This is a genomic window from Streptomyces sp. APSN-46.1 (genome assembly GCF_022815725.1).
Taxonomy (GTDB): domain Bacteria; phylum Actinomycetota; class Actinomycetes; order Streptomycetales; family Streptomycetaceae; genus Streptomyces.
Genome location: NZ_JALGRF010000002.1, coordinates 176778 through 200497, shown reverse-complemented (window position 1 = coordinate 200497; position 23720 = coordinate 176778). Strand labels below are relative to the sequence as shown.

Genomic DNA, 23720 nt, shown 5'->3' with positions numbered 1-23720 from the left:
TCGGCCGGTCGGTTTTCCGACCGGACATGGTGGGTGTAGCTCAGTTGGTAGAGCACCTGGTTGTGGTCCAGGTGGCCGCGGGTTCAAGTCCCGTCACTCACCCTGCGAGAAGGCCCCGGCCCGCGAAAGCGGACCGGGGCCTTCTGCCATGCCCGGGCTTCCGCGCTTCTGCCGTGCCCGGGCTTCCGCGTGCCCGGCTTCCGCGTCCCGGGCCCGCGTCGCTACGAGGACTCCCGGACCACCAGCTCGGTCGGGAGCACGATGGCGTGCTCCGGGGACTCCCCCGCGCCGCTCTGTCTCACCGATATGAGCTCCAGCAGCACCCGCGCCATGGTGCGGCCCATCTCCTCGATCGGCTGGCGCACGCTGGTCAGCGGCGGGTCCATGTGCCGGGCCACCACCGAGTCGTCGAAGCCGATCAGCGCCACGTCGTCCGGTGTCCGCCGGCCGGCCGCGCGCAGCTCGCGGCGGGCGCCCGCCGCCATCACGTCGGAGGCGGCGAAGACCGCGTCGAGCCCGGGGCGGCGGGCCAGCAGCTCGCGCATGGCGCGGCGGCCGCCCTCCTCGGTGAAATCCCCGAGCGCGATCAGTGACTCGTCCGCCGGCTGCCCCGCGTCGGCGAGGGCCTGCCGGTAGCCGTCCAGCCGGCACTGGGCCCCGTACACGTCCAGCGGGCCGGTGATCGTGGCGATCGCGCGGCGGCCTCGGCCGAGGAGGTGGCGTACGGCCTCGGCCGCGCCCGCCAGGTTGTCGGAGTCCACGCAGGGCAGCGTCTCGTCGGCCGAGCGGCGGCCGCTGATCACGGCCGGGATGCCCAGCTCGGCCAGCAGCTCGGGCAGCGGGTCCCCGGCGTGCACGGAGGCCAGCATGACGCCGTCGACGCGGTGCCCGGATAGGTACTGGGCGAGCCGGCGGCGCTCCCGGTCGCTGCCCGCCAGGGTGAGGACCAGCTGGACGTCGGTCTCGGCGAGGGTGGCGCCGACCCCGCGGACCACGTCCGAGAAGTAGGGCTCGGCGAAGAAGCGCGCCTCGGGCTCGGGGATGACGAGGGCGATGGCGTCGGTGCGGTTGGCCGCGAGAGCGCGGGCGGCGCGGTTGGGCACGTAGCCGAGTTCGGCGACGGCGGCCTCGACGGCCGCCCTGGTGCGCTCGCTGACCTTGGACGAACCGTTGATCACCCGGGAGACGGTGCCGCGCCCGACCCCCGCCCGGACCGCCACCTCTTCCAGCGTCGGCCGTCCCCCACTGCGCCCATGCCCGTTCATGGTTTCCTCCCGGGTGTGAATCTACCTCTTGACGACGATGGGAGCGCTCCCAGATTGTGTCACACGACACCCGGCACGTTCCGTCCTTCAGGGAGGATGCACATGCGAGCCAGCGCCCGAGCTCAGGCGAAAGTCCGAAGAACCCTTCTCAGCGCCGGGGCCGCGACGGCCGCCGCGGCCCTGCTGCTCACGGGATGCTCGCAGGACCCGGCCGAGACCGCGAAGCAGGGCGGGCAGTCCGGGGACAGCAACCGGACCACCCTGACCGTCGGCGTCTTCGGGGCCTTCGGACTCCAGGAGGCCGGCCTCTACGACGAGTACATGGCGCAGAACCCCGGCATCCGGGTCGAGCAGACCTCCATCGAGCGGAACGAGAACTACTACCCGCAGCTCCTCACCCACCTGGGCACCGGCAGCGGACTGGCCGACATACAGGCCGTCGAGGTCAACAACATCGCGGAGATCACCGCCACCCAGGCGGACAAGCTGGTCGACCTGGCCAAGGCTCCGGGCGTGGACAAGGCGGCGTACCTGCCGTGGAAGTGGGCCCAGGGCACGGCGAGCCCGGCCAAGGGAGGCGCGACGGTCGCCCTCGGCACCGACATAGGCCCGCAGGGGATCTGCTACCGCAAGGACCTGTTCGAGGCGGCGGGGCTGCCCACCGACCGGGCGGCGGTCGGGGCGCTGTGGGCGGGCGACTGGAACAAGTACCTGGAGGCGGGCAAGGCCTACAAGGCGAAGGCCGGCGAGGGGAAGGCCTTCGTGGACTCCGCCTCGGGCGTGATGGCGGCCGTCACGGGCAGCAGCGCGCAGCGGTTCTACGACGAGCAGGGCCAGGTCGCCTACAAGACCAACCCGGCGGTGCGCGGCGCCTTCGACCTGGCGGCCTCCTTCGCCACCGAGGGGCTGAGCGCCAAACTCCAGCAGTTCACCCCGGCCTGGGACCAGGGCTTCGCCAACGGAACGTTCGCCACCGTGTCCTGCCCCGCCTGGATGCTCGGCTACATCCAGGACAAGGCGGGCCCGGCGGGCAAGGACAAGTGGGACGTGGCCGCGGCGCCGAAGCCGAGCAACTGGGGCGGCTCCTTCCTGGTGGTGCCCAAGGCGGGCAAGCACGCCGAGGAGGCGGCGAAGCTCGCGGCCTGGCTGACGGCCCCGGCGCAGCAGGCGAAGCTCTTCGAGAAGCGCGGGAGTTTCCCGAGCGCGAGCGCCGCCTACAAGCTGCCGTCGGTGTCGGGTGCGCAGCACGCGTACTTCGGCGGCGCCCCGATCGGGGAGATCTTCGCCCGGGCGGCCGAGGGAGTGCCGGTGACGGTGCTCGGGCCGAAGGACCTGGTGATCGCGCAGAACCTGGCGGACATCGGGATGCTCCAGGTCGACCAGAAGGGCCGTACGCCGCAGGAGGGCTGGGAGGCCGCGGTGAAGGCCATCGACAACGCCCTGGACCAGTGAGGGCCGGTGCTCGCGGATGACTGACGAGACGGCGGTCCTGTCCCCCTCGCCCACCCGCCCGGTGCGGGAGGGCGAGGGGGGCGGCCGGGGCCAGGTGTGGCGCTCGCGCCGCTACCGGTGGGACCTGCGCTGGAGTCCGTACGCCCTGGTGGCGCCGTTCTTCCTGTTCTTCGCCGCCTTCGGGCTGTTCCCGCTGCTGTACACGGGCTGGGCGGCGCTGCACCAGGTGGAGCTGACCGATCCGGACAGCATGACGTGGGTGGGGCTGAAGAACTTCACCCGGCTGTGGGACGACGAGTTCTTCTGGAACGCGCTGCGCAACACCGTCACCATCGGGCTGCTGTCCACGGTGCCGCAGCTGCTGATCGCGCTGGGGCTGGCGCATCTGCTCAACTACCGGCTGCGGGCCTCGGCCTTCTTCCGGGTCGCGGTGCTCACCCCGTACGCGACCTCGGTGGCGGCGGCCACGCTCGTCTTCGTGCTGCTCTTCGGCCGGGACTACGGGATGGTCAACTGGGCGCTGTCGGCCGTCGGAGTCGGGCCGGTGGACTGGCAGAACGGTCCGCTCGCCTCGCAGTTGGCGGTGTCCACGATCGTGGTGTGGCGGTGGACGGGCTACAACGCGCTGATCTATCTGGCGGCCATGCAGGCCGTGCCCGGCGAGCTGTACGAGTCCGCCGAGCTGGACGGGGCCTCGCGCTGGCGGCAGTTCATCCATGTGACGGTGCCCTCGCTGCGGCCGACGATCTTCTTCACCTGTGTGGTCTCGACGATCGGGGCGACCCAGCTGTTCGGCGAACCGCTGCTGTTCAACGGCGGCGGGGGCGCGACGGGCGGCTCGGACCACCAGTTCCAGACGCTCGGGCTGTACCTGTACGAGCAGGGCTGGGTGAACCTGCACCTGGGCCGGGCCTCGGCGATCGCGTGGGCCATGTTCCTGATCCTGCTGCTGATCGCGGGCGTCGCGCGGCTGGTGCTGGGGCGGGGGGAGGCGCGATGAGGTCACTGCGCGCGGGCAGGCTCACGTACATCATCCTCGGGATCTTCACCCTCGTGTCGCTCTTCCCGCTGGTGTGGACGGCGATCGCGGCGTCGCGGAACAACACGCGGCTCGCCCAGACCCCGCCGCCGTTCTGGTTCGGCGGGAACCTGGGGCGCAACCTGTCGATCGCCTGGACCGACGCCAACATGGGCACGGCCCTGCTGAACACGGTGATCGTGGCGGGTACGGTCGCGGCCGGCACGGTGGTGTTCTCGACGCTGGCCGGTTTCGCCTTCGCCCGGCTCCGCTTCCGGGGCAGCCGGCTGCTGCTGACACTGGTGGTCGGGACGATGCTGATCCCGCCGCAGCTGAGCGTGGTGCCGCTGTACATGCTGATCGCGGAGCTGTCGTGGACGGACCGGCTCCAGGCGGTCGTCCTTCCGGCCCTGGTCTCGGCCTTCGGGGTGTTCTTCATGCGGCAGTACCTGGCGCAGGCCCTGCCTATGGAACTGGTGGAGGCGGCGCGCACGGACGGGGCGAGTTCGCTGCGGATCGTGTGGCACGTCGTCTTCCCGGCGGCCCGGCCCGCGATGGCGGTGCTCGGGATGCTGACCTTCGTGATGGCCTGGAACGACTTCTTCTGGCCGATCGTCGCGCTGACCCAGAACGGCAGCCCGACGGTTCAGGTGGCCCTGACGGGCCTGGGCCGGGGCTATATCCCCGACCAGTCGGTGATCATGGCCGGCGCGCTGCTGGGCACGCTCCCGCTGCTGCTGGTGTTCCTTCTGTTCGGCCGTCAGATCGTGGGCGGCATCATGCAGGGAGCGGTCAAAGGGTGACGGAGGCCACCCTCACGGGTTCAGCGTGCAATGAGCGTCGGTCAGGCCGCGATCGGCTCAGGTCGCGATCAGGCCGTCGCGCCGAAGTCGGCGGCGTGGTCCGCCACCCAGGTCTCGAAGGGCCGGGCGGGGTGGCCGGTGAGCTGCTCGACGGTGTCGGTGACCTCGACCGGGAGGCCCTCGGTGGCGGCCCAGTAGTCCAGGAGGGCATCCGCGTACGGTCCGGGTATGTAGCCCTCCACCTCGGACTTCCACTGCTCGGCGGAGACCGCCTCGAAGGGCACCGGCCGGCCCAGCACCCGGCGAGTATCGCGAGCTGGGTCTCGAAGCTGAGCGAGTGCGGCCCGGTCAGGGTGTAGGCGCGGCCGCCGAGTCCGGGGTCGGTGAGGACGGCGAAGGCGGCCTCGACGATGTCGGCCTCGTGGATGGGGTCGCAGTGGGAGCCCGGGTAGGGCAGGTGGACCGGGCGTCCGGACTTCAGGGACCAGGCCCAGCCGCGGGCATTGCTCGCGAACGCACCCGGCCGCAGCACGGTGGTGCGCAGCGGGGAGGCGAGCAGGGCCTCCTCGACGGCGAGGTGCGCGGCGGACAGCGGGCTGTCGGCGGCGTCGGGGCCGAGCACCGACGAGGAGGACAGGAGCACGACATGCTCGACTCCGGCGGTGACGGCCTCCTTCACGAAGGCGTCGATGCCGGCGGCCTCGGCATAGAGGAAGACCGAGCGGACACCGGCGAGCGCGCCGGGGAAGGTGCTCGGGTCGGTCAGGTCGCAGTGGACGGTGTCGGGGGTGTCCGGGGTGTCTGGGGTGTCCGGCACGCGGGAGGCGAGGCGGTACGGGATTTCGTGGGCGCTGAGCAGGGCGCCGAGGCCTCGGGCGACGGCGCCGCGGCCGCCGGTGACGAGGATCGAAGGAGTTGACATGGCGTTTCCTGCTTCCTGGATCGAGGTCGGTGCGCCGCGACCCCGCTAGGATGGGTACGTGACACAGATTCTGTGCGACGCATTTCCTGCGTCACACAGATAAATTTGACCCATGGAGAAGCCGATGTCAACCGATTCCCCTCGTTCGGGTGAGGAGTGGAGCCGCGCCGAGCTGCTGGCGCGCATCGTCACCGAGAGCCAGCGGCATTACGCCGACTACTCGATCTTCAACCAGGCCATGGCCGACCACGTCGGCCTGCACCCCACCGACATGCAGTGCGTGGCCCTCCTCGACATGGAGCCGGGCCCGGTCAGCACCGGCGACATCGCCCGCCTCACCGGCCTGACCTCCGGCTCCGCCACCCGCCTCGTCGACCGCCTCGTCAAGGCGGGGATCGTCGAGCGGCACGCCGACCCGCACGACCGCCGCCGTTCCCTCGTCTCGCTCGCCCCCGAGGCCCGCGAGCGGATCGGCGCGGCCTGGGAGACCCCCGGCCGGGCCTTCGGCGCGGTGCTCGACGGCTACTCCGACGCCGAACTCGCGGTCATCGCCGACTACCTGCACCGCGCCGCCGAGGTCGGCCGCGCCCAGGCCCAGCGGCTCAACTCCGGCGCCCCGGACTGACGTACTACCGGGCAGCGGCCTCGTCGTCGGCCCGGACGTGCCCTTCGGAACCCCGTCTAACCAGAGGACTCCATCGCGGCCAGACCCCGCGTCAGATCCTCCGCGTTCATGACCGGCCCGACCTCCAGTTCGGCGTTGAACTGGAGGAACAGGTCCTCCATCAGCGGCGGCATCTGCGCGCTGTCCTGGAGGTCGAAGACGATCCAACAGGAACGCACGCCCTCGTGAAGGCCGAAGTAGGCCGCCTCCGGCTTGACCTTGTCCATCAGCTTCTTGATGGACTGGGGCAGGGCCCCGGTCTTGATGCCCTCGTTGGTGGCGGCCGTGTCCAAGTGCGCCCTGAGCATGACTCTCATGCGTGACTCCTTCCGTCACGCTCACACTCGGCTCGGCCCGGGGACGCGGCAACATTTGCGCCCCCGTCCGAGCGGGCCCCAGGGCGCGCCCCTCAGACCAGTGCCGTCAGGCGTCAGGCGCCCTGGATGTGGAAGTGGATCGGTCGCCGTCAGGCGCCGCGCCGCTTGCGCCGCCCGCGCCGCCCCCGCGCACCCTCGGAGCCGGCCCGCGCGCGGCCGTCCAGGGCGATCCACACCCGCACCTCCGTCCCGCCGAGCACCGAGCGCCCGAGCCGCACGTCCCCGCCCGTCGACTCCGCGACCCGTCGGACGATGTCCAGGCCGAGCCCCGTCGAGCCGTCCCGGCCGCCGTCGTTGCCGCGCCGCAGGGCGGCGTCCGGGTCGGCGATCCCGGGGCCCGCGTCCGAGACGAGGACGATGACCGCGTCCCCCGCGTCGTGCACGTCCACCGCGAAGGGCGTGGCCTCGGGGGTGTGCCGGAAGACGTTGCCGAGCATCGCGTCGAGGGCGGCGGCGAGCTCCGGCCGGGCCACGGGTATCCGTACCGGACGGTCCACTCCCGCGAGCCGCACCTCGCGGCCCTCGTCCTCCGCGAGCGCCGACCAGAAGGCCATCCGGTCCCGGATCACCTCGGAGGCGTCGCACCCGGCCACGCCCGCGGCGACGGCGGGGGCGCGCTGTTCACGGGCGGTACGGATGATCGTGTCGACCTCCCGCTCCAGCTGCTCCACCGCCGCCCGGGTCTGTTCGGCGGCCGGTCCGTCCCCGAGCGAGGCCGCGTTGAGCCGCAGCACCGTCAGCGGCGTCCGCAGCCGGTGCGACAGGTCGGCGGCCAGCTCCCGCTCATTGGCCAGGAGTTCCACCACCTGGTCCGCCATCGAGTTGAACGCGACCGCCGCCGACCGGAGTTCCTTGGGCCCGGCCTCCGGTACGCGCGCGCCGAGCCGCCCCTCGCCCAACTGGTGCGCGGCGTCCGCGAGCCGCTCGGCCGGCCGTACCAGACGGGCGCCGAGCCGGTCGGCCACCGCCACCGAGCCCACGATCAGGGCCAGGCCGACACCCGCGAGGACCACCCAGGCGGTCGCGACTCCGTTGCTGACCTCGCTCTCCGGTACGTAGATCTCGATCACCGCGATGTCCCCGGAGCCGAGCGCGGTGGGCTGGAGCAGCGCCGAACCCCCGCCCGCCACCGAGGCGGTGGTGGCCCGCCCGATCCTGCGGGTCTCGGCCACCGCGTGCTCACCGGCCCAGCCCTTGCCGATGTCCACGGGCGCGCTGTCGCCCACGGCCGGGACATGGACGGCCATCCGCCGGGCGGCGCCCATCTGCGTGGACTCCACCGCCTTGCGCAGCTGTACGGGGTCGGTGGTGATGGACAGGGTCGGCCCCATGGTGGCGGCCTGCCGTTCGGCGTTGGAGAAGGCCCGGTCGCTGGCCATCTCCTGGACCACCAGCCCGAGCGGTACGGCGAAGGCCACGACCACCATGGCGGTGACCGCGAGGCACACCTTGACCAGCGCCCACCTCATCGCGGCCTCACGCGGGCGGCTCCAGCTTGACCCCGACCCCCCGCAGCGTGTGCAGATAACGGGGGTTGGCGGCGGTCTCGCCGAGCTTGCGCCGCAGCCATGACAGGTGGACGTCGATGGTCTGGTCGTCCCCGTACGACTGCTGCCAGACCTCGGCGAGCAGCTCGCGCCGGGCCACGACCACCCCGGGCCGCCCGGCGAGGAAGGCCAGCAGGTCGAACTCCCGCCGCGTGAGGTCGAGGACGGCCCCGTCCAGCTCGGCCTGGCGGCGCAGCGGGTCGATGGCCAGCCCGCCGACGCGCAGCACCCGCGAGGGCGGCTCGGCCCCGACCGAGGCGCGGGCGCGGCGCAGTACGGCGGCCATCCGGGCAGAGAGGTGCTCCACGGAGAAGGGTTTAGTCAGGTAGTCGTCGGCGCCGTCGTTGAGCAGCCGGACGATCTCGGCCTCGTCGTCGCGGGCGGTCGCGATGATCACGGGTACGTCGGTGATGCCGCGCAGCATCTTCAGGGCCTCGGACCCGTCGAGGTCGGGCAGTCCGAGGTCGAGGATGACGACGTCGAAGCGGTGGTGGGCGACTTCGCGGAGGGCCTCCAGGGCCGTGCCGACGCTGCGCACGGTGTGGGAGGCCTCGGTCAGGTGCCGGATCAGGGCGGAACGTACGAACTGGTCGTCCTCGACCACGAGCACACTTGCCATGGCGGCACCGTAGTCCATTCGGGGGACCGCGCGGGGTGTCGGTCCACCTGTGGGACGGGTGGTGCAGTATGTCCCCCGATGCGAAGAGGACTTCTCCATGCCATGGCCTGGACACTGGCGACCTCGGCGGCGGTGACGCTGTCGTGGTGGGGTGTGCACACCGTCATGTCCGGTACCGCCTACGATCCTCCGCTCGCGGTTCCGCTGACGACGCGGACTCTGTCGACGGCGGAGGCCTCGACGCAGCGGTCGGATCCGCCGGATTCCCCTTCGCCCTCCGCTTCCCCTTCGGAGTCGGCTCCGGCCTCCCCTTCCGCCGACCCCGCCTCCTCCTCTTCCGCGAAGCCCTCGCCGAAGGCGCCCACGGGAGACCCGGCCACCGGCCCGGCCTCCAGTCCGCGCCCCAGCCGTCAGCCGGACGGGGAAGACCCGGCCGACGTGAAGGGCTACACGGTCTCGGGCGGCCGGGTCGTCTTCGACCTCGGGACGTCCTCGGCAGAACTGGTCTCCGCGACCCCGGCGGCCGGCTGGCGGATGCAGGTGTGGAAGCAGGACTTCTGGATCCGCGTCACCTTCACCCTCGACAGCCGCGAGGTGTCGGTGTTCTGCACCTGGCACGACCACCCGCCACTTGTCCAAGTTGATGAAAGATAGCGACCTGACCTGCGAGGATGCCACTTCAAGGTGAGTGACCGAGCCCTCTCTGGCAGTCGGGGGTGGCGCCCTGATCATCGCCGGGATCGGTTTCGGCGGGTCCTACTCGGCCGTCGTGGACCTGGCCCGCAGGAAGGGCTTCGGGGACTTCGCCATGGTCTTCCCCGTCGGCATCGACGCGGGCATTGCGGTACTCCTCGCACTCGACCTGCTGTTGTCATGGATCCGGATTCCCTTCCCCGTCCTGCGGCACATCGCATGGATGCTGACGGCCGCCACGATCGCCTTCAACGGTGCAGCGGCTTGGCCTGACCCGCTCGCCGTCGGGATGCACTCGGTGATGCCGGTCCTCTTCGTCGTGGTCGTCGAAGCCGTCCGCCACGCCGTCGGGCGCCTCGCGGACATCACCGCGGATCAGCACATGGACTCGGTCCGGGTCTGGCGCTGGTCCTCTCGCCATTGCCCACCGCGAAGCTGTGGCGGCGGATGAAGCTGTGGGAGCTGCGCAGCTACGAGCAGGTAGTGGGACTAGAACAGGACTGCCTGATCTACCAGGCCCGACTCCAGGCCCGGTACGGCCGCGCTTGGGGCCGCATGGCCCCGGTGGAGGCGCTGCTGCCCTTGCGGCTCGCGAAGATCGGCGTACCGCTGACGGACACCGCGCCCGCTGGCCTGGCCGCAGCGGGAATCGAGATCGAGTGGCGGCCGGCGCCCGCCCCCGAAGTGCTCCCCGCCTTCGAGGAGCACGCCCTGGAGGCCGTGGCAGTCGTCGGGCAGCCCGTTATCCCGTACGCGGACACGCCGACCCTGCCCCCCGCCTCCTTCCGTTCCGAGGACGCCGAGGAGTTCGCTTCTCTGCGCGCTCTGCTCCCCGCCCGGCCGCCCGCGTTCGCGGCGGAGGACAAGCCGCGGAAGACCCGCGAGGAGGTCACCGCCCGCATCCCGGCAGACCGCCTCCTGGAGGAGGACATGCCGGAGTACGAGGACAGCGGACAGGCCGACGAGGGGCAGGCCTATGAACCGTCGTCCGCTCCTGCACCCGAGGGTGCGACCAAGCAGGTGACCGGGCCTGACGATGAGTCGACAAAGGTGCAGGTCCCTCCCGTCAGTCCGGAGGAGGCAACCCGCTGACCGAGCGGAACGCGCGTGCTGCCGAGGAAGGGGCCAAGCGCCGCGTGACCTACACCCTGGGCTGGCAACAGGTGCAGCAGGACAAGCCGAAGACGACTCAGACCGAGTACGCCAAGCATCTCGGCATCTCCACCCGGACACTCCGCCGGGCGATCCATGAGAACACCCCCGCCTGACCGGCCGCACACGTCCCGCTCGAACCGTACGTCGGATCGAGCGGGAGTCGCGGGCCAGCCGGCCCGCACACAAGAAGCGCCGGACCCTCGCAGCCCGCCCCCGCCCCCGCCCCCGGAGCGATCCGGATCAGGCTCTACTGCTGGTAGGCGAGAGTCTGAAGTACTGCGAAGGCCTCTGCGTATCCGGGGCGCCCCTGCGTACCGCTGACCCGCACCGCGCGCTGATCCCTCAGGCTGCCGCAGCAACAAGACCCGCCACGACGCCCCCGCCCCGGAAGCAGATAGGACCTGGCGGGGGCCTTCGGCATGCCTGTCTCAAAGCGCGTACTCCCAAGTAGCGATCTTCAACATTTTGTGTATCTTGAGCGCTGCTCTAACAGGATGACATAACGTGCCAGGAAGGCGGATCGTGCAGAACTTCGACAAGCAGCAGAACCATCAGGTTCAGCAGCAGGGGCAGCCCTACCAGGGGATGCCGCCGATCGTCATCAACAACTCCGCGGCGTCTTCAGCGTCAGCGGCTGCGTACGGCGGCCCGGGTTACCGACGCCGTCGCCAGTCGGTCGGCGTCCACGTGGTCCTTTTCCTCTTCACGATGGGCATCGGCAACATCATCTATGCCGCGTCCGTCAGCTCATGGAACCGCCGCCACGGCTTCTGACCAACGACAGAGAGCAACCGAGCCCCCTCCCAGGCGAATTAGGAGGGGGCTCGCGCTTCACCGTACGCCAACCACCCACAAGCACCTGGAGGTCCTCTCGTGACGGACGCCAGCCCGTTCGCGTCCCCCAGTTCCCCGACGCCCGCCGGCTACGGCTACCCTCCCCAGCCCTACGGCCAGCTGCCCCCGCCCCCGTATGCGCCCCCTTCCCGCCCCGGGTCGAAAGCCACAGGGTGGAGGGTCGCCACCTTTGTGCTCGGCTTCCTCTTCCTCGCGTCCTGCGCCGCCCATCTCGGCGACGGGACGGGCGACAGCGACAAGACCGCCAGCAAGAACCAGGTGCAGCGGGAGGAAGACCGCGTGAAGAAGGCGTGCAAGGTTCCTGACGACATCACCGTCAGCGCCGACGCCCCCACGGCCTCCGACGTCACCGCCACCGGCACGACCACACGCGACGGCTACCGCGTGACGTACTGCATCACCAACCACAGTCCCGAGCGTTCCGACTACCGCATCCGCTTCGAATTCCTGGACGCCTCCGGCTACGTCCTCGACTCCGCCCCGCTCAAGGTGGAGTCGATCCCGTCCGGGCGGACCCTGCTCGGCGACTTCACCCCCATCGACGCGGACGCCCGCATCCTGCGCGACATCAGTTCCATCCGCGTCCGAAGCGCGGAACGCGACCCCCTCGGCCGCTGACAGCGGCCCGAGCACCGAAACCCACAGGAGACCCGTGTACCCGCCGCCCCATCCGTACCCGCCCGCGCCCGCCCGGCGCTGGTGGCAGCACCCCGCCCTCGTCATCGCGGCCCTGATCATCCTGCCGCCGGTCGGCATAGCCCTGGCGTGGACGAGCCAGTGGAGTAAGGGCAAGAAGATCGTCGCCACGGTGCTCGCCGGCCTCTGGTTCCTCGCCCCCTTCATGACAGACCCGCCGAAGAAGACCGAGGCCGACGCCAAACCGAAGGCCGCGGCCACTCCGACCGCCACCGCAACGCCGACGCCGTCCGCGTCCGCTTCGCCCGTGAACACCGTCCCGCCACCGCTGACCATGCCGCACATGGTCGGCGACACGGTCGAGTCGATGCCCTCCGTAGTGAGTGCCCGTCACACCGTCAAGGTTCACAGCGTCTACAGCGACGACACGCCGCCCTCGCAGGCCGCCGATCAGCAGGTGTGCTTCCAGAGTGTGGCGGTGAACACTCCGCTCCCGGAGGGTTCGACCATCGACCTCTACGTGATCACCAAGGGCGGCACCTGCCCGGCACAGTACGGCCAGCCGAAGCCGATGCCGAAGCCCACCGAGAAGCCCAAGCCCGCACCTGCCCCGACCGAGGACGACTCCAGCTCCTCCAGCACCTCGACCGGAGGCGGCTCCAGCATCGGAGGCTCCTCATCCACCGGCGGGGGCGGCAGCGCCTACTACAAAAACTGCGCGGCAGCACGAGCAGCGGGCGCCGCCCCTGTGCACCGCGGTGACCCAGGCTACGGCCGCCACCTCGACCGCGACGGCGACGGCGTCGGCTGCGAATAACACCAGGCAAAACCGATCAAGGAGTTTCGTTGAGCGAGATACCTCTGCCGCCCGCCCGGCCTGCCTACAACCACCCGGCACAGCCGCCCGCACCCAAGTCCGTCACCATCACGTTCCCCGTCATCCGGGGGAAGCTGGCCGCTTTCCTGTACCTGGCCACCCTGGTCCTGGCCGGCGTCATCGCGTGGGCGCAGGTCGACCAGGCCCTGACACTCCGCGACGAATACAAGCACTTCCGGCACCAGATGTGCGCCGGCACTGTATACGGCGCGGATGAGTACGATTCCGGCGACCGAGCCGAGTACGAGGAGCTGTGCGGGCACACGCCCCGTTCCGACGACAAGTAACCACGAGAGCCCCCGCACCGAGCCGGCCAGCGGGGGCTTTGCCACACCGCGAAAGGATCCTGATGACTGTCTGGCTGATCATGGCCGGAGGAAGCGACGACGCCTACCTCGACGCCTTCCACGAAGAGAAGGGGGCCGTCTTTTCCTTCAAGGAGGGCGGTGACATCCGCGGCCTCGACAAGAAGGCCATCATCGAGCGCTTCGAGAACAAGGAGTACATCGACGGACCCCGCAAGGGAAAGGTCATCTCCCACCACAACGCGGTCCGCTACGCGTCCCAGATCCTCAAGATTCGCGACGAAGTCAAGCGCGGCGACTACCTCTACACCTCCCTCAAGGACGGCGCCGAGTTCCTCATCGGCCGCGTCAAGAAGGACCCCTACGAGTACCGGCCCGACAATCACCAGGACCACCGTCACATCCTGCGCACCAAGTGGGGCGCCCCCACCAACACCGCGGCGATCCCCGCCCACCTGCTGTGCGAGCTGGGCCCCTACCGGCACACCATCCGCACCCCCAGGCAGCAGGAAGAACTCGCCGCGTACGCTGGCCGTCTCTTCGCCTGACCCTCCGTACACGTCGTTCTTGTTGAGTAGCCCCCGCCCCGGCACGGTCCGGATCCGGCGGGGGCTTCGTGCTACCCGCCCCGCTTGTATACGTCGTCGGAGCCGACCCCGTCGAACGTAAGCGTGTCCTTGGCCGTGTCGTGCGGTACGGACTGGGTCTGTCCCGCACACACGTGAAGTCGTAGAGGTCGGGAGCCGCAGCCTGGACCTTGCCCCTGCACTGGTTGCCCTTGTTGTCGCTCGTGACCAGGGCGCCGTTCTCTTCGACGGTGAGCTGTCCGCCGCCGGCCTTCCAGTCGCCGACGATCGCCAGGCCGCCAGTGCTGCGGAAGTTGAACCGGCCATTCCTGCTGTTGTCGTTGACGTCTCCCGCGGCGGCGTGGCCACCACGTCCCCCGCCGCTGCCACCTCCGCCGCGTATGGAGCGCTGGTACTTCGTGTTGTCGTCCTCGGGCCGCTTCGCCCATCGCTGCTCCTGACTATTAGTCAACTGCGTGGACGGCGAACCATACTGCGGGCGCGCGCAACTTGGCAGAGCCCAGCCTCCCGAAGCCTCCGGGCTGGTGGGGCTACGGGAGGCCCAGCGGCCAGCGGATCATCCGAGCAGTGGTCCGACCTTCTCAAGCGCCACGGCTTCACTGACCTTCACGCCGAGGTGATCCCGGCACCGGACGGAAAGCTCGGCACGCTGCTAGTCACCGCCACGGCACCGGCCTAGCAAGTCCAGCGTCACCAGTGCCCCGCCCCCAGCACCATCGGGAGCGGGGCATCCTGCTGTCACGCCGGGGCCGTGGTGCCCTCCAGGACGCTGGACGGGGTGCTCTCCCCCTCCGTGTTCACCGCCCGCACGGTGAGCTTGTAGGTGCTCGAAGGTGTGTAGCCCGGAACCACCGCCGTCTGGGTTGGGGCCTGGACGGCCATCTTGAATCCGCTCGACTCCTCGTAAATCCGGTACTCCCGGACCGGCGGCGAAACGGGGCTGCCCATGTTCCAGGTGACGGGAACCGTGGTCGACGTCGCCGAAGGGGAAAGCCGGAGGGGCGGAGGCACGACCACCCGCCGACGGTGGAACTCGTCGATCCGTAAAAGTCCTATCGGAACACCGACGGCGGGGGCTGCGGGGACGGCACCGCCGAGGCGTCTGCGACCGGGGGCGCGCCCCCCGCGAAGTCCGCGAGGGCGCGGCCGTGCTCGACGCGGCCGGGGTGCGGGTCGCTCGCCACCCGACGGGTGAACTCCGCGACCGGAAGCTCCCGGTCGGCCGCCACCAGGACCGCGTTGCCGAACCGTTTCCCCCGCCACACCACCGGGTCGGCGGCCACCGCCAGGTACGCGAACCGCGACGCGACCGTGGCGATCTGGCCCCGCAGGTGCGTGAGCGGCGGACCGTCCGTGAGGTTGGCCACGTACCACCCGGTGGGCGCGAGGGCACGGCGTACGTCGTCCAGGAACTCGGTGCTCGTCAGGTGCGCCGGGGTCCGCGCGCCGCTGAACACGTCCGCGATGACCAGGTCCGCCCAGCCGTCCGGGACCTTGGCCAGGCCCGCCCGCGCGTCCACCGCCCGGACCCGGACCCGCGCCTGCGGGTCCAGCGGCAGGTGTTCCCGTACGAAGGCCACCAGACCGGCGTCGATCTCCACCACCTGCTGGGTGGAGCGGGGCCGGGCGGCGGCGGTGTAGCGCGCGAGGGTGAAGGCGCCGCCACCCAGGTGCACCACGTTCAGGGGCTGCCGGGCGGGCGCGACGAGGTCGATCAGGTGGCCGATCCGGCGCTGGTAGGCGAAGTCCAGGTACCCGGGATCGTTCAGATCGACATGCGACTGCGGAGCCCCGTCGATCAGCAGGGTCCAGGCGCCCGCGCGCTCCCGGTCGGGCTCCAGCTCGGCCCGGCCGCCGTCAACCTGCCCGACGACCGTCTCCGCCGGACCGCGTGCGCGCTGCCCGTCGTCCTTGCCTCTGCCTCTGCCTTTGCCCTTGCCTGCCACCACACCATTGTGCCTGGTCAGCGCGGCTCGGTCCGGTCAGCGGCAGTTGTCCGCCGCCTCGATCAGGCGGGCCGCCTCGCCGAGCGCCGCGCGCAGCACCTCCGGGTCGGTGACCGGCCCGACGGCCTCCGGCGGGAGCAGCCAGCCGGTGGCCCCTGCCGCGGGCGAGGCGGTGTCCACGTCGCCGAAGCGCATCCCGCGCCCGTTGGTCTGCGTACAGGCGCTGCCCGGCAGGTCCCAGGCGTCCGCCGTGCCGGGCGGAACGAGGAAGCCGAGGGTGCCGCCGGAGCCGTCGTGCAGCACCGGGCCGACTCCGACGCCGGCGCCCGCGGTGGCGTGGCCGGCGGTACGGCGGATGATGTCCACCGCCTCCAGCCCCTGACGGGCGGGGACGGTGACCAGGTCCGGCGCCTCCAGCAACAGCGGGGGGGCCACACCCGGCTCGGGCGCGGTGTTCGTTCCAGTGCTCTCCATGCCGCCCTCCACCAAGGGAATCTCTCCTCGATCCGCATACGAGTGCGGGAGTCTGCGCCGGAGACCGCACGTAGGACTGAGAGGCGCCTCCCACTCCGCATGAGTTCAACGCACGGGAACGTCAACGGGTGCGGCGGAACGATGCCGCAAAGGATGGCAGTTCATGGCGGATCGCGGGTGAGATATCCGTTTTGTAGGCAAACACCGCATGTGTGGACTGGCACTGGCGGTACGTTCATGCGCGCCGGGCACCCCCCATCACACGTCACATGACCGGTAGCGCATTCCTTGCCAGAGAGGTCACGTCCATGGCGGCGTCCACCCACTCACCCAACTCCCCGTTCCGGCGGCTGCGCGGACAGCGCTCCCCGGCCGAGTTCGCGGCCATGGTGCGCCGGGCGGCGAGGGAAATCGGCGAAACGGTTTCCTGCGACGCCCGCTACATCGGCCGGGTCGAGTCCGGCGAGATCCGCTGCCCCAACTACGCGTACGAGCGGGTCTTCCTGCACATGTTCCCCGGCCGGACCCTGGCCGACCTGGGTTTCTCCCCGCGCGAGGCGGTCCGCGGCCGCTCCGCGCAGCGCACCCCCCTCACCCACAAGGAGAGCGACGTGCTGCGTCGCGCGTTCATGGCGGGCGGCTCCGCGACCGTGGCGGTCGCGACGCTGGGCCTCACCCTGCTCGGCGCGGAGCGAGCCCCCCTCCCCTCCCGCGCCGGCGAGTCCGAGGCCGCCGCCGTCGAGGAGGCCGTACGCCAGATCCGGCTGCTGGACGACCGGCACGGCGCCGACGCCCTCTACCGGCGGGCCGCCGAACCCCTGCGCACCGCCTACGCGTTGCTCGACGCGGGGGCCACCCGGCAGTCCACCGAGGACCGGCTGCACGCGGGCGCCGGTGAACTGGCGGTATCCGTCGGCTGGCTGGCCCACGACTCGGGCCGCTTCGACGACGCCCGCTCGCACTACGCCGAGGCGCTGGCGACGGCCCGGGTCGCGGGGGACGCGGGCCTGGAGGCGCACGCCTTCAGCAACATGGCGTTCCTGGCCCGGGACTGCGGGCGCTCCCGCGAGGCCGTACGCGCGGCCCAGGCCGGCCGGCGCGCGGCCCGCTCGCTGGGTTCCCCGAAGCTGCTGTCCCTCCTCGCGCTACGGGAGGCGGGCGGCTGGGCGGGGCTGGCCGACCGCAAGGCCTGCGAGGAGGCGCTGGCCCGGGCGCACACGGAGTTCTCCCGGGGCGCGGCGGGCGCGGACCCCGAGTGGATGTCCTTCTTCGGCGAGGCCGAACTGGAGTACCTGGAGGCCCGGTGCTGGGCAGTACTCGGGGAGCACGCCCGCGCGGCCCGGCACGCCCGGCGCGCGGCCGACCTGCAGGACCCGCACTTCGCCCGGAACGTGGCGCTCTACACCGCCGAGCTGGCCGACGACCTGGCCCATGCGGGCGCCCCCGACGAGGCCGCGTGGGCGGGGGGCCGTGTGCTGGACCTGCTGGCCGAGGTCCACTCCACCCGGATCCGGTCGATGCTCTCGGAGACGGCCCGCGCCCTGGTCCCCCACCAGCGCTCGCCCCGCGTGGGCGCGTTCCTGGCCCGGCACGCCGCCGTTTGATTGGGGCCGGGCGTCGGGGTCAACCGCGGCGCCGCTGCTGGGGCTCCGCCCCAGACCCCGCGCCTCAAACGCCGGCGGGGCTGATTTTGCCGCTGCGCGGCAATCCAGCCCGCCGGGCAGTACGCCCGCCCGTGGCGAACCCCTACGTGTCCAGGTGCCCCGTGTCGTTCCAGCGCTCCAGCGCGGGGGCCCCGTATGCCCAGCCCAGTACCGACAGTGAGGTCGGCTCCAGACGGATCCGGGCGCCGAAGGAGACGTCGAAGCCGAGCCAACGGGCGGCCAGGGTGCGCAGGATGTGGCCGTGGGCGAAGACGAGGACGTCGTGGTCGGCCGCGCGGGCCCAGCTCACCACCTCGTCCGCGCGGGCCCCGATGTCGGCGACGGACTCCCCGCCGGGGACCCCGTCGCGCCAGATCAGCCAGCCGGGGCGGATCGCCTGGATCTCGGCCGGGGTCATGCCCTCGTACGCGCCGTAGTCCCACTCCATCAGCGCGTCCCACGGCTCCGCCCGCACGCCGAAGCCGGCCAGGTCGCAGCTCTCGCTCGCGCGGACCAGCGGGCTGGTGCGGACCTCCACCCCGGGCAGCCCCTTCCACGGGTCGCGGGCCAGCCGCTCGCCGAGCAGCTTCGCGCCCTGCTTGCCCTCCTCCAGCAGGGGCACGTCGGTGCGTCCGGTGTGCTTGCCGAGCTGGGACCACGCCGTCTGGCCGTGGCGGGCCAGCAGGATGCGGGGGGCCATGTGAATTTCTCCCGGTCCATATGGATGTGCACGGATTCGTTCGGTTTCGCTGCGATTCCGTCGTCCATCCATCATCCAACACACGAACACCAGGCAACTCCTCCCGGCCCACGAGCGTCATACACCGTATGACCAATCGGCAGCGGCCTACTCGATGGTGGGCAGAACTGCTGCTCCTGGGACTCGTCTACGGCGCGTACTCGGGCGGCAGACTCCTCGTTCGGGGCGACGTGGCGCTCGCCACGGAACACGGGCTCGCGATCCTGCGCGTCGAGGGGCCGCTGGGCATCGACTTCGAACGGCCGCTCAACCGGCTCTTCTCGGAGACGGACTGGCTCGGCATACCCGCCGACTTCATATATGCCTCACTGCACTACCTCTTCACCCCCGCCGTACTGCTCTGGATGTACTACCGGCGGCCCCGTCACTACATCGCCGCCCGCACCTGGCTGGTGGCCTCCACCCTCCTCGGGCTCGTCGGCTTCAGCCTGATGCCCACCTGCCCGCCCCGGCTGCTCGACGCCGCGCACGGCTTCACGGACACCATGGCCCAGTACAGCGCGTACGGCTGGTGGGGCGCCGAGGCCAGTGCCCCGCGCGGGCTCGGAGCCCTCACCAACCAGTACGCGGCGATGCCGAGCCTGCACGTCGGCTGGGCCCTGTGGTGCGGAGTCCTGCTGTGGACGCACGGACGGCGGCCGCTGCTGAAGGCGCTCGGCATCGCGTATCCCGCGGTCACCACGCTGGTGGTAATGGGCACGGCCAACCACTACTTCCTCGACGCCGCCGCCGGGGCCGCCGTGATGGGCGCCGGCTTCCTGGCCACGCGCACCCTCCTCACGCGCACGCTCCTGACCCGCGGATTCGGCACGGGAGCTGCCGGTTTCCGGCGTAAGTCCACGATTGTCAGTGGCGGATGGGACACTTCCGCCCGTGAGCTCCTACCCGCCCAGCGGCCCTCCGCAGACGACGACACTGCGGCAGCGGCTCGCTGACCTGCGCGGCCCCGCCGTGCCGCCCCGCCCGCTCGACGCCCGGGCGCTGGCGGCCCTCGCCGCCAACCCCGGCTGCGGCAGACGCGCGCTGCTCGACGGCGCCGGCGTGGACAAGACCGCGCTCGCCGCGGCCCTGGGGTCGCCCGCCTCCTTCGGGCAGTCGCAGTTCGCCATCGTCCGCGGCAACTCCTTCGAGGCCAAGGTCAAGGGCGACGGCGGCGCCGAGCTGCTCCGGCTGGTCCACGAGCGCCTCGGCGCCGGTGCCGAGGCGCCCGGGCCGGATGCCCGCGTCCCGGATCTGACCGCCGCCGGGCCCGAGGGGCGCGCCGCCCGCACCGCGCTGGCGTTGCGCGAGGCGACCGCCGCCGGGGAGGCGGCCGGGGTCTGGACCCTGCTGGACCATCCGATGCTGGCCCTGGAGGTGGCGGGCTCCCCCGCCTACCTGGAGCCGGACGCCGTCGTGGTCCATCCCGACGGCCGCTGGACCGTCGTGGAGATCAAATCGTTCCCGATGATCGACGGGTCCGCCGACGCCGCGAAGGTGGGCGCCGCCGCCCGGCAGGCCGCCGTGTACGTACTGGCCCTGGAGAGGACCGCCGAGAAGCTGGCGGGCGCCACCGTCGGCCACCAGGTGCTGCTGGTCTGCCCCAAGGACTTCTCCAACCTGCCCACCGCCGCCGTGGTCGACGTCCGCCGCGAGCGCGCGGTGACCCGGCGCCAGCTGGACCGGCTGACCCGGGTCGAGGAGCTGGCCCGGGCCCTGCCCGAGGGGCTCAGCTTCGACCCGGCGCGGCCCGCCGAGGAGCTGACCGAGGCGGTGTCCGCGGTCTCCGCCGCGTACGCCCCCGAGTGCCTGGCCGCCTGCGAGCTGGCCTTCCACTGCCGTGACCGGGCCCGCACCGCCGGCGAGGTGACCGCGCTGGGCCGTTCCGTACGGGGCGAGCTGGGCGCGCTGACCACCGTCGAGGCGGCGCTCGCGGCGGCGGCCGGGTGCGGTTCCCCCGAGGACCCGACCTCGGCCGCGCTGCACCGGGCGGCACGGCTGCGCGCCGAGGCGCTGAGCGGTCTCGGGGCCCGGATCCACCGGGAGGCGGCGGAATGTCCCTGCTGAACACCCTGGCCCGGCTGGAGGCCGTCCGCTCGGGGCGGGCGCGGCCGCTGGCGACCGTACGGCACCGGCATCTGAGCGAGAACCCGCTGGTCTTCGTCCCCCTGACGACGGCGGGTGAGGCCGGGGCCCCGCTCGGGGCGATGGTCGGCACCGACCGGCACGACCCCCGGATCCTCGTCATACCGCAGCCGCGAGACCGGGACCTGCGCTGGGAGTTCCTGGCGGAGCTGGCGGAGCGCGTGATGCCGTACATCGACGGGTACGCGGATGCCGTCGAGCCGGCCGAGCGGACCGAGACCGACCCGGAGACGGGAAAGCGGGTCAAGGTGGCGGCCGAGCTGTGCCTGGACGCGCCGCAGCTGATCGTGCCGAGCCGGGCGGGCATCGAGTACGTCCGGCTGCTGGGGCGGTCGATGCGGTTCCGGCGGACCGCGGAGGAGGACCCGGACAACCCCTACCCGGCGCCCACCCAGGTGCCGCTGCTGGGACGCTGGTTCACGCACCTCGGCGAGCGCTCCCGGGTACCGGGGTCCTCGATGCTGCTGTCGGCGACGGACCTGCTGTCCCGGCACTGGGCGACCGGCCAGAGCAACCTGGAGGACCAGCACCTGGGGGCGCTGCTGGCGTGGATCGACCCGCCGGAGGGCGCGTCCGGCGCCGAGCGGGCGCTGCGCGCGGAGCTCGGGCGGGACGCGGGCGGCCAGCTACTCGTCCCGCCGGCCGGTCCGGCCACCGATCCGGCGTTCGACAACAAGCTGCTGGGCCCGGCGATCGCGAGGTTCGACGCGGCGCGGGCGGCCGAACGCCGGGACGGGGAGGACGGGAACGCGGACGGGGACGCGCTGCGGCTCGCCGAGCAGGCGGTCCGGCGGCTGGTCATGGACCAGATGCGGAGCACCTGGTCGGCGGTGTGGCACGCGCTGGACCTGCTGCGCGCGCTGCCGCCCGGGGAGCGGGCCGAGGAGCGCTGGACCCGCGACCGCTGGTCGTACACGGGCCACCGCGACCGGGTCCGCGCGGGCGAGCCCCCGCAGCCGCGCCGCGACGACGCGGTGACGGCGGCGCAGAAGCTGGCGACGCGGGAGACCGAGCAGGTGCGGCTGGACGCCCAGGAGGCGCTGGACGATCCGCTGGTGATGGCGGGCCGGCGCCTCGCGGGCGAGGCCTTCGCCGGCGAGGTCACCGAGGTGGTCATGGAGTGGACGCAGTCCAAGCGGCCGAGCCCGCGCCCGCTGGTGACGGTGGCGACGGAGGACCGGCCGCAGCTCGCGGACGGAGGCGGGGGCGGAGGCGGGGGCCGCGGGAAGGTGTTCCGTTCGCTCGACGGGCGCCCGCAGGCCGCCGAATTCGTACGCTCGGAGGAGGACGGGCAGCTGGTGCTGCGACTGCTGGACAAGATGGGCCGCAGCAGGGAACCGGAGCCCGGATCGGTGCCGGAGAAGGGCGACCGGGTGTGCTGGACGCTGTTCGAGCACGACGCGCGCGGCGGCCCGAAACTGCCCGCCCCGGAGCAGACCCCGTGGACGCACGGCGGCCCGCCCGGACATCTGACCGCCCCCGCGCTGCCCGACCCCGTGACCGCCGAGGACGTGCTGTGAACTCCTTCGACCCGGGGGCCGCGGCCTCCCAGGCGACCGCCGCGATCCTGCACGACACCCTGCACGGGACCGAGCGGGGCGTGGTCGTCGACTCCCCGCCCGGGGCCGGCAAGTCCACGCTGGTGGTCCGGGCGGCCCGGGAGCTCGCCGCCTCCGGGCGCCGGCTGATGGTGGTCGCGCAGACCAACGCCCAGGTGGACGACCTGGTGCTGCGGCTCGCCGGCAAGGACCCGGAGCTGAAGGTCGGCCGGCTGCACAGCAGCGACGGGGACGCCTACGACCCGGCCCTGCGCGAGCTGCCCTCGGTCACCCTCTCGGCCAAGCCGGGGGACCTCGCCGAACTGCCGATCACGATCTCCACGGCGGCGAAGTGGGCCTACGTCAAGGACGTGGAGCCCTGGGAGCACGCCATCGTGGACGAGGCGTACCAGATGCGCTCGGACGCGCTGCTGGCCGTGGCCGGGCTGTTCGAGCGGGCGCTGTTCGTGGGCGACCCGGGGCAGCTGGACCCGTTCAGCGTGGTCGGCGCGGAGCAGTGGGCGGGCCTGTCCTACGACCCCTCGGCCTCGGCGGTGTCCACCCTGCTGGCGCACAATCCGCAGCTGCCGCAGCACCGGCTGCCGGTGTCCTGGCGGCTCCCGGCGACGGCCGCGCCGCTGGTCTCGCGGGCGTTCTACCCGTACACGCAGTTCCGCAGCGGTACGGGTCCGGGCGAGCGGCGGCTGTCGTACGGCGTCGCGGGCGACGGCTCGGGCCCCGACCGGGTGCTGGACGAGGCGGCCGAGTCGGGCTGGGGGCTGCTGGAGCTCCCCGCCCGGCACACCCCGCGCACGGACCCGGAGGCGGTCCGGGCGGTGGCGCTGGTGGTGCGGCGGGCCCTGGACCGGGGCGCGGTGACCGCCGACGAGCAGGCGCCGGGGCCGGTCCCGCTGACGGCCGACCGGATCGCCGTCGGCACCGCCCACCGCGACCAGGCGGCGGCGATCCGCGCGGCGCTGGCGGAACTCGGGGTCGGCGGGGTCACGGTGGACACCGCGAACCGGCTCCAGGGGCGCGAGTACGACCTCACGGTGGTGCTGCACCCGCTGTCTGGCCGCCCCGACGCGACGGCGTTCCACCTGGAGACGGGCCGCCTGTGCGTCCTGGCCTCCCGGCACCGGCACGCCTGCGTGGTGGTGGCCCGGGCGGGCATCGCGGAGCTGCTGGACGACCACCCGTCGACGGAGCCGGTGCAGCTGGGCGTCACGATGAAGTTCCCCGACGGCTGGGAGGCCAACCACTCGGTGCTCGCGCACCTGGCGGAACACCGCACGAGCTGGAAGCCGTAGCCAGGCCCGCGGTCCCGCCGGGACACCCCCACCGCCGGACGGAGTCCGGCACGCCGCCGGAGGCGGCAAACAGATACAGCCCCGACGGCTGGGAGGCCAACCACTCGGTGCTCGCACACCTGGCGGAACACCGCACGAGCTGGAAACCGT

At 72.1% G+C, this 23720-nt stretch carries 25 protein-coding genes, 1 tRNA gene and 1 pseudogene; 18 read left to right on the top strand and 9 right to left on the bottom strand.

The features are described from left to right. The first annotated feature begins 29 nt into the window (after positions 1-29). Positions 30-102: transfer RNA gene (locus tag MTF65_RS07540), tRNA-His, on the top strand. A gap of 119 nt (positions 103-221) precedes the next feature. On the opposite strand, the gene MTF65_RS07535 is transcribed toward MTF65_RS07540, so the two are convergent. After that, positions 222-1265, bottom strand: coding sequence for a LacI family DNA-binding transcriptional regulator (locus tag MTF65_RS07535; RefSeq protein WP_243627520.1), 1044 nt, complete (start codon positions 1263-1265; stop codon positions 222-224). 102 nt (positions 1266-1367) lie between these two features. Between MTF65_RS07535 and MTF65_RS07530 the strand changes: the two genes are divergently transcribed. Genes MTF65_RS07530 through MTF65_RS07520 form a run of 3 tightly spaced genes read left to right on the top strand, consistent with a single transcriptional unit; the run spans position 1368 to position 4538 of the window. Then, a complete protein-coding gene (locus MTF65_RS07530; RefSeq protein ID WP_243627519.1) occupies positions 1368-2717 on the top strand; it encodes an ABC transporter substrate-binding protein in 1350 nt (449 codons plus the stop codon). 16 nt (positions 2718-2733) lie between these two features. Continuing rightward, complete coding sequence (locus MTF65_RS07525) at positions 2734-3717, top strand: carbohydrate ABC transporter permease (RefSeq protein ID WP_243627518.1); 984 nt, start codon at positions 2734-2736, stop codon at positions 3715-3717. Beyond that, positions 3714-4538, top strand: coding sequence for a carbohydrate ABC transporter permease (locus tag MTF65_RS07520; protein ID WP_243627517.1), 825 nt, complete (start codon positions 3714-3716; stop codon positions 4536-4538). Before MTF65_RS07525 ends, MTF65_RS07520 begins: the two co-directional genes overlap by 4 nt. Here MTF65_RS07520 and MTF65_RS07515 read toward each other — a convergent pair. After that, positions 4528-5460 carry an NAD(P)H-binding protein gene (locus MTF65_RS07515; RefSeq protein WP_308407122.1) on the bottom strand — a complete coding sequence of 311 codons (933 nt, stop codon included), beginning with the start codon at positions 5458-5460 and terminating at the stop codon, positions 4528-4530. The two genes, MTF65_RS07520 and MTF65_RS07515, sit on opposite strands and share 11 nt — an antisense overlap. 124 nt (positions 5461-5584) lie before the next feature. Between MTF65_RS07515 and MTF65_RS07510 the strand changes: the two genes are divergently transcribed. Beyond that, positions 5585-6085: a MarR family winged helix-turn-helix transcriptional regulator gene (locus tag MTF65_RS07510; RefSeq protein ID WP_243627516.1), complete on the top strand. Its 501-nt coding sequence runs from the start codon at positions 5585-5587 to the stop codon at positions 6083-6085. Between the two features lie 56 nt (positions 6086-6141). On the opposite strand, the gene MTF65_RS07505 is transcribed toward MTF65_RS07510, so the two are convergent. From MTF65_RS07505 to MTF65_RS07495, 3 genes are all read right to left on the bottom strand, one after another. Beyond that, positions 6142-6441, bottom strand: a complete 300-nt coding sequence (locus MTF65_RS07505) for a hypothetical protein (protein ID WP_243627515.1) — start codon at positions 6439-6441, stop codon at positions 6142-6144. Positions 6442-6590: 149 nt separating this feature from the next. After that, positions 6591-7970, bottom strand: a complete 1380-nt coding sequence (locus MTF65_RS07500; RefSeq protein WP_243627514.1) for a HAMP domain-containing sensor histidine kinase — start codon at positions 7968-7970, stop codon at positions 6591-6593. 7 nt (positions 7971-7977) lie between these two features. Beyond that, a complete protein-coding gene (locus tag MTF65_RS07495) occupies positions 7978-8667 on the bottom strand; it encodes a response regulator transcription factor (protein ID WP_243627513.1) in 690 nt (229 codons plus the stop codon). 78 nt (positions 8668-8745) lie between these two features. Between MTF65_RS07495 and MTF65_RS07490 the strand changes: the two genes are divergently transcribed. The 8 genes and pseudogenes from MTF65_RS07490 (at position 8746) to MTF65_RS07455 (ending at position 13736) form a co-directional block, all read left to right on the top strand. Then, positions 8746-9321, top strand: a complete 576-nt coding sequence (locus MTF65_RS07490) for a hypothetical protein (RefSeq protein ID WP_243627512.1) — start codon at positions 8746-8748, stop codon at positions 9319-9321. A gap of 34 nt (positions 9322-9355) precedes the next feature. Continuing rightward, positions 9356-10051, top strand: a pseudogene (locus MTF65_RS07485) (DUF2637 domain-containing protein); the annotation flags it as partial. 445 nt (positions 10052-10496) lie between these two features. Further along, entirely contained in the window at positions 10497-10628 is a 132-nt protein-coding gene (locus MTF65_RS07480; RefSeq protein WP_243627511.1) for a helix-turn-helix domain-containing protein, read from the top strand. A gap of 409 nt (positions 10629-11037) precedes the next feature. Further along, on the top strand, positions 11038-11289 hold the full coding sequence (locus MTF65_RS07475; RefSeq protein WP_243627510.1) for a hypothetical protein: 252 nt from the start codon (positions 11038-11040) through the stop codon (positions 11287-11289). Between the two features lie 252 nt (positions 11290-11541). Next, on the top strand, positions 11542-11988 hold the full coding sequence (locus MTF65_RS07470) for a hypothetical protein (protein WP_243627509.1): 447 nt from the start codon (positions 11542-11544) through the stop codon (positions 11986-11988). Between the two features lie 34 nt (positions 11989-12022). Next, positions 12023-12823 (top strand): excalibur calcium-binding domain-containing protein, encoded by an 801-nt coding sequence (locus MTF65_RS07465; protein ID WP_243627508.1) that lies wholly within the window; start codon positions 12023-12025, stop codon positions 12821-12823. A gap of 29 nt (positions 12824-12852) precedes the next feature. Then, the gene (locus MTF65_RS07460; protein WP_243627507.1) at positions 12853-13170 is read left to right on the top strand and encodes a hypothetical protein; all 318 of its coding nucleotides are present in this window, start codon (positions 12853-12855) and stop codon (positions 13168-13170) included. A gap of 62 nt (positions 13171-13232) precedes the next feature. Beyond that, positions 13233-13736: a hypothetical protein gene (locus tag MTF65_RS07455; protein ID WP_243627506.1), complete on the top strand. Its 504-nt coding sequence runs from the start codon at positions 13233-13235 to the stop codon at positions 13734-13736. Positions 13737-14513: 777 nt separating this feature from the next. Here MTF65_RS07455 and MTF65_RS07450 read toward each other — a convergent pair. From MTF65_RS07450 to MTF65_RS07440, 3 genes are read right to left on the bottom strand one after another with little or no spacing between them, the layout of a single operon-like run. Then, the gene (locus MTF65_RS07450; protein WP_308407152.1) at positions 14514-14786 is read right to left on the bottom strand and encodes a fibronectin type III domain-containing protein; all 273 of its coding nucleotides are present in this window, start codon (positions 14784-14786) and stop codon (positions 14514-14516) included. A gap of 41 nt (positions 14787-14827) precedes the next feature. Next, a complete protein-coding gene (locus MTF65_RS07445) occupies positions 14828-15721 on the bottom strand; it encodes a spermidine synthase (protein WP_243627504.1) in 894 nt (297 codons plus the stop codon). 36 nt (positions 15722-15757) lie between these two features. Beyond that, positions 15758-16195, bottom strand: coding sequence for a hypothetical protein (locus MTF65_RS07440; RefSeq protein ID WP_243627503.1), 438 nt, complete (start codon positions 16193-16195; stop codon positions 15758-15760). Positions 16196-16503: 308 nt separating this feature from the next. Here MTF65_RS07440 and MTF65_RS07435 point away from each other — a divergent pair, with 308 nt between their 5' ends. Continuing rightward, positions 16504-17799, top strand: a complete 1296-nt coding sequence (locus MTF65_RS07435; RefSeq protein ID WP_243628605.1) for a tetratricopeptide repeat protein — start codon at positions 16504-16506, stop codon at positions 17797-17799. A 142-nt stretch (positions 17800-17941) separates the two neighbouring features. Here MTF65_RS07435 and MTF65_RS07430 read toward each other — a convergent pair whose 3' ends face one another. Beyond that, positions 17942-18538 carry a histidine phosphatase family protein gene (locus tag MTF65_RS07430; RefSeq protein ID WP_243627502.1) on the bottom strand — a complete coding sequence of 199 codons (597 nt, stop codon included), beginning with the start codon at positions 18536-18538 and terminating at the stop codon, positions 17942-17944. Positions 18539-18666: 128 nt separating this feature from the next. Between MTF65_RS07430 and MTF65_RS07425 the strand changes: the two genes are divergently transcribed. From MTF65_RS07425 to MTF65_RS07410, 4 genes are read left to right on the top strand one after another with little or no spacing between them, the layout of a single operon-like run. Next, positions 18667-19533: a phosphatase PAP2 family protein gene (locus MTF65_RS07425; RefSeq protein ID WP_243627501.1), complete on the top strand. Its 867-nt coding sequence runs from the start codon at positions 18667-18669 to the stop codon at positions 19531-19533. Then, the gene (locus tag MTF65_RS07420; RefSeq protein WP_243627500.1) at positions 19472-20644 is read left to right on the top strand and encodes a hypothetical protein; all 1173 of its coding nucleotides are present in this window, start codon (positions 19472-19474) and stop codon (positions 20642-20644) included. Before MTF65_RS07425 ends, MTF65_RS07420 begins: the two co-directional genes overlap by 62 nt. Continuing rightward, positions 20632-22242, top strand: coding sequence for a hypothetical protein (locus tag MTF65_RS07415; protein WP_243627499.1), 1611 nt, complete (start codon positions 20632-20634; stop codon positions 22240-22242). Before MTF65_RS07420 ends, MTF65_RS07415 begins: the two co-directional genes overlap by 13 nt. Continuing rightward, positions 22239-23570: an AAA domain-containing protein gene (locus MTF65_RS07410; protein WP_243627498.1), complete on the top strand. Its 1332-nt coding sequence runs from the start codon at positions 22239-22241 to the stop codon at positions 23568-23570. The genes MTF65_RS07415 and MTF65_RS07410 overlap by 4 nt, the downstream gene beginning before the upstream one ends. The last annotated feature ends 150 nt before the right edge of the window (positions 23571-23720 follow it).